This window comes from Pseudoalteromonas sp. SR45-5 (genome assembly GCF_014163565.1).
Lineage (GTDB): Bacteria > Pseudomonadota > Gammaproteobacteria > Enterobacterales > Alteromonadaceae > Pseudoalteromonas > Pseudoalteromonas distincta.
Map to the genome: position 1 here is coordinate 1 of NZ_JACJDN010000240.1, position 5,606 is coordinate 5,606.

At 39.7% G+C, this 5,606-nt stretch carries 2 protein-coding genes; both read left to right on the forward strand.

What is annotated here, in order from left to right; translation table 11 throughout:
* Positions 1–4,090: OmpA family protein (locus H5072_RS10510; protein ID WP_182693495.1), on the forward strand; the 4,090-nt coding region annotated here is incomplete at its 5' end.
* Positions 4,091–4,253: 163 nt separating this feature from the next.
* Positions 4,254–5,330 (forward strand): PD40 domain-containing protein, encoded by a 1,077-nt coding sequence (locus H5072_RS10515; RefSeq protein WP_182693496.1) that lies wholly within the window; start codon positions 4,254–4,256, stop codon positions 5,328–5,330.
* The last annotated feature ends 276 nt before the right edge of the window (positions 5,331–5,606 follow it).

Below are 5,606 nucleotides of genomic sequence, written 5' to 3' on the forward strand. Positions count from 1 at the left end.
AAAAGGTAAGGATATAGCAGCTACTTTCGATTCTGAAACGAACTTAGCGGTCATATCTGGCACAAATAAGCAGCTCCCAAAAGGGTTATACAGAATCAAAATAAGGCTTGAAGAGAAGTTACTAAAAGATCAATCCGTCCATTGGTGTACAAAGTCCATCCAATACGATGGCACATATTATTACTACGAACTTGCCGAAATGATCCACTTTGATATAAAAAATGAAGCGGGTGAGTTTGATGTAATTAACTGCGACCCGCTTTCGGTTGAAGAGGCAATAATAAAGCAATTTCCTCGCTTTTATAGCCACTTAATAAGCTATGCGAAAGATTTAAAAACCGAGCATGCTACCTATGACCCTAAAAATATTAGTATTAAAGATGAAAGCGGTAAAGAAATTGGCCGCGCCAAAGTTAGTGATGAACCAATAAAAATAGCCAGTGGCTTTGAGAGCTTTTGCCATGGCTGGTCTGTAGCAAAAGGACGTGCACAATTAGCTGCAGGATTAATAAATACCGATATAACCGCCAGCGCGAGTAATGGTAATTTTACCACTAATGGTAAATTTGTTTTAGGGAGTAAAGTAGCGAAAGCCTTACATGATCATTTAAGAGCGAACGCTGATACAACCATTCAAGCAACGCTAGATGCCGTGTTTGCTATGCAAGATGGGCAGGATGCTTGGAAAAAGCTACGTGAAGCTCGCGCAGCCTTTACAACCGATGCTTGGCGGCAAGCACTTGCAGAAAATTTGTGGCGTTTACCAGCTAACACACCAGCAGCAATGGAAAGCTATAATAAAAGTTTAAGTAAAAAGCTTGGCATTCCTAAGGTTGCAATGGATGCAGCAGGTAATGCACTCAATATAGCTGACTTAACCACAAATATTGCAGCGCTTGGGCAAACTACGTTGCAGCAATTTGGTACAAATATCCCTAATTTAGCGCAAGCTAAACGGCACTATAAAACAGTTGCTAACGATTACTTTGAGCATTTAAGTGCCAAAGAAATTGTAAAAGATGTCGTAATTGAAGGAACGTTTTCGCTTAATAGCGAGCAAGTAACCGATGATTACCGCAATGCTATTTTGCAGCAAAGCGAGGCCGTTATAAAAGCGCTTAAGCAAAATGAGAACCTTAAAGTAACTGTGGCAGGCCACACCTGCGATATAGGTAATTACGATTATAATATTGCGTTGTCTGAGCGACGAGCAGAGGCTGTCAAGGACATTTTAGTGACCCAAGCAGGCATTGATGAAGCGCGTATTGAAGTGCTTGGGCTAGGTTATACTCAACCACTTATAAATAATAAAGATGAGGCAAGCCGAGTACAAAACCGCCGTGTACATATTGCGGCGTATGCTATTAGCCAAATAAATGTTTGCCCGTCTCGTGAAGGTATGGATAGCCTAGAGCGCTTTCGTAATTTAACCGTAGCCAATGATATAAAAGTAGATGAAACAGGCGACGATATGGCGTGGCAAATGATTAACATTGCTCTGGGTGTTATGGCATTTATCCCAATAACAGCTCCCATTGCCGCGGCAGTTGCGGTAATAAAAGCGGGTGGCGTTATTGCTACGTCGGCTGCGAATTTAATGGATGAAGCACTCCTCGATAACGCCTGTAAACATTATTACGCAGAAATTCAGCGAGATAAACGCTTAGGCCAAGAGTGTGCAGCTAACCAAGGTATGATGCATGAGCTATTAAGTGAATATAATAAAGACGGAAAAACGCAACAAAGTACACAATGGGCAGCTCAATTTAGGTTGCGCTCAGAGGCCATATCGGGCCTTATGGGGTTACTACTTAGGGCCCAGCGTGAAGGTGATAAAAGCCAGTATTATTCAAACTTAGAGCGCTATAAAGTAAAACAATACATAGAAAACTTTTTATTAGGTGATAGCTGGGCACTGCCTAATTTACCTGGTGCATCAATTAGGATGGATACATTTTGGGTATTTTTAATTGATAGCATTACCAGTCAAAAGCAAAGTACCGATGGTGATAAAAAAGCACTTTACGGCTTTAGTGACAACTACAGCTTGCTAGATAAAGCGGCACGTAAAGCCGCAGTTACAGATCCTGAAAACACGCTTTATTTGCAATCGCAATCTAACCCGTATGGTTTTTATATGATGACGGTGCCAACAGTAGCGCGTGAGCATAATTATATTACGGCTGAATTTCAAAATTACTTCCCCATTCACACATTTGCCACGCAAGAAAAAGAAGGCAGTAAATACCTCGAAAGCTTTGCAAACACATTTGAGCCGGTGTTTTCTGACTATGGTGAGGCGAGCTATCACCACAGCGCTATATATTATCAAGACCAGACTTCAAAAAAATGGTTGCCAATTATTGCCAATAAACTAAAGCGTTTAACGCCATTCACCCCGATTCGTGTTCTTGTTGTATTTAACGACACGATGACCGGTATTGCACCTATTACATTCGAAGTAACGCGCTGTGATGGCGTAATAAATAACGAACTTGCTTATAAAGAGCTTGTAAGGCCGCTTGTAGAGTCTGAGCTATTAGAGAATGAAAAGCATTTTGCAGGAAAGTTTGGTTGTGTATTTACACCATTTTTTCAATTAGGGCCAAAAACGTATTTAGGTACCAAGCCTATGGTGCACGAAGAAGCCTTTTACTCGATTATAAACGACTCTGCACTTGAATATTATCAAGATGACAATTTTTCTGATATGCGTTATTACATTGGTGCACAAGTTGGTAGTAGCAGTAAGGTTGTATTGCCACTAATGGGGGAGCGTAAAGATAATAGTGATGAGATGATTTTTGAGTCTGGCACTGCGGAGGCCCTCTATGCCTTAGGCTTAAAAAACAAGTTTGTGGCGAATGAGTTTTATGTTGATTTAAATACAAAGCGGAATGGTGGTAATGAAGAGTCACTATTAATAAAAGATTTTTTAACGAGCAGTAGCTCAAGCTTTGTATATCCAGAGCTTTTTGCTGGGGAAAAAAGCATTAGAATTTTGGTGCGCTTTGGTGGTGAGGGTAAACCTTATTTAATAACCAGTAAAATACAAAGGCAAGGGCAAGTTATTCGTTTGTTCAAGAGTGAATTTGCTGCCGCACAAAGTTTAGGGTTTAAAGTACGCCAGTTTGGCGATGACATAATATTTGATGACTTTGATTGGAATACCCAAGTCGATATTATGGTTGTAGCGACCTGTACAGAGCTAGAGTCTGATAATTATACCAAAAAATTAATTGGTTTAGATTGGCGTAGTGTGCCATGTGATTTAATACTGCAGCAAACTATTGGTATTAATGATAAAGGCCCGAAGTATCAGTCAAAACTTTGCTATTTAGGCAAGGCTACACGTAATGCAAATAAAGGTTATAAAACAGAGCGTATTTTAAATAAAATGGTGGACATATGGCATGACGATGACTATCAATTTGAGGATAAGTGGTATGACAACCAGTGCAAAATTGATGAGCAGGTAGGCCCAGAGTATGAAGAGTTAATTGAATTATTGAATAACGCAGGCTCTGATAACGAAAAAGGTAAACAGGGTCGAGCGCTGCTTGATTGGCATAATAAAGACGCTGAAGCATTTGCCGGTGAAGAGCAGATTTTTGTTTTTGCTGCAAATTTTAGTTTGAAATATGACTCACCGAAGCGTGTTGAAGTAAACGGCTTAAGGCCTTTTGGAGACATATTTACAAGCCAATTTAGTGATATATTTACTGACAAAGAAGACCGGCAATATACGATGGAGCTAGGTATAGCTAGCTTTAACTCAGCGGGAAATTCGGGCTTTAATTTTAATGATATCGGTTCGATGACCGATAAAATTAGCAACCATGGCTTGCAGTTAAAGTTACCACTACCGAATCCTACAAATAGCAATTTGCCTTGGGGTAAAACACTACCAGAAGCTGATTTAAAAGAATTAGCCGCTGAGCTAAATAGCGATCATTCAACCCCATCACAAAAAGACCTATATAAGCGCTTGTCAGAGGAAGGGTTGACTGAAGATGAAGTGAAACAGTGGTTTGTTGAAGATGCTACAAAGAGGAAAGTAAGGCCGCTAGGAGCTTTTAAAAGCGAATAAATTTATTCGTAATTTAAGTAGTTACTACCAACATAACTGAGCGCAACAGCGCAATTATAGTAAGAATAAAAAAGCTCATGAATATGAGCTTTTTTATTTATTAGGGTATGGGCATAGTGTGCAGAACGGCTCGGTACTTTAACAGTTTAAAAGGATTTTAATAATGACGGTTTTAAAAAATCACAGCGTGCTTTGCGCCCTCAGCGTTTGTTTTAGCTTATTGCTAAGCGGTTGCTCAGAGCCCTCATCGCAAAGTTCACCACAAGTAGAAGTTGATGTTGCTAAATACCCATGGGCTAAAGAGCACAAAAACCACCCTGAGTGGCCATTAGAAATACGCGAAGAGGTGTATGGTGATGCAGATACATTTTCAACCCCACGGTTAATGTTTTGGAATAAATACAAATACAGTGAAGTACGCACACTGTGGTCATCAAGGTTAGATGGCTCAGACAGGCGCCGTATTATTCCAGAAGAGGTATTTCAAAAGCTTGAATCTATTAGTATACATGCACCAGCTCGCTCACCAGATAACCGTTATATTGCTATTTCGGGTTATATAAATGATAGAGCAACTCGTCAGCTTTACGATACTAAAGAGAAAAAGCTAATTACCATGTCAGGCGGGGGCGGCTACCCGTGGTTTAACTGGACCTCAGACAGTGAAAACGTCATTTTTTACTCAGATGGCAAAAACTTTAATTACAATGTACCAACAGGGGAGCTAACCTCTCGGCCGCAAATTCATCACAGCGGCGCTGCTTTTTTACTCCCGGGAGATAAAGAGTTTTTAGCTGTAAAGCACGATGGCTTTTGGATACATAAGTTTAATGGTGAAGTAGTTCGCAAAGTTAATTTTGGTTTTCCACGTAAGTGGGAAATGAGAAACCACCGTATTTCACCTGATGGTAAGTATTTAGCGTTTATGACTCACGCTAGACCAAAGGCGCATTTTCACTGGGTGAATATTGCTAATCCTGAAATAGAAAATTCGGAAGAAGGAACTGGCGGCGGGATAATTTTCTCTCCAGAGGAAGATTATCAATTAGAGTATAGAATAAAGCACTCGCAAGAACGTGATGAAAATGGGTTTTATCTTTCTGAGCGTGTCATCAGAACAAAAAACATACTAACAGGTGAGCAAACAGAGGCGTTAGTTAAAGAAAAAGGAATCTGGGGCATGAGAACTTTAGTCCCAGTAGCAATTACTAACTTAGCAGTTCAAGATGTGAGGCGTTAACAATGCATGAAATGAGCAAAGGATCTGCAAGCCCAATAGTGTATTTATTAACTGGATATGTTGAAAATAATGAATCGATTCCATCGATATGCAAGTAGGCTCAATATAGCTCAAATCACTTTGACTATTTTGTCGATAAAGTGAATAACGACACTTTTTAATTATTAAACATGGGATTACTTTATAAGCCCAGATAAAAATAATAAAACTTATCTAATCGGGGATCACTTTAAAGCCGATTTGATTATGGTGACAAGAAGCATGTTTGGTATTTTT

Coding starts and splice junctions, on each gene's coding strand:
- H5072_RS10515 (WP_182693496.1), top strand. CDS start 4,254: ATGACGGTTTTAAAAAATCACAGCGTGCTTTGCGCCCTCAGCGTTTGT.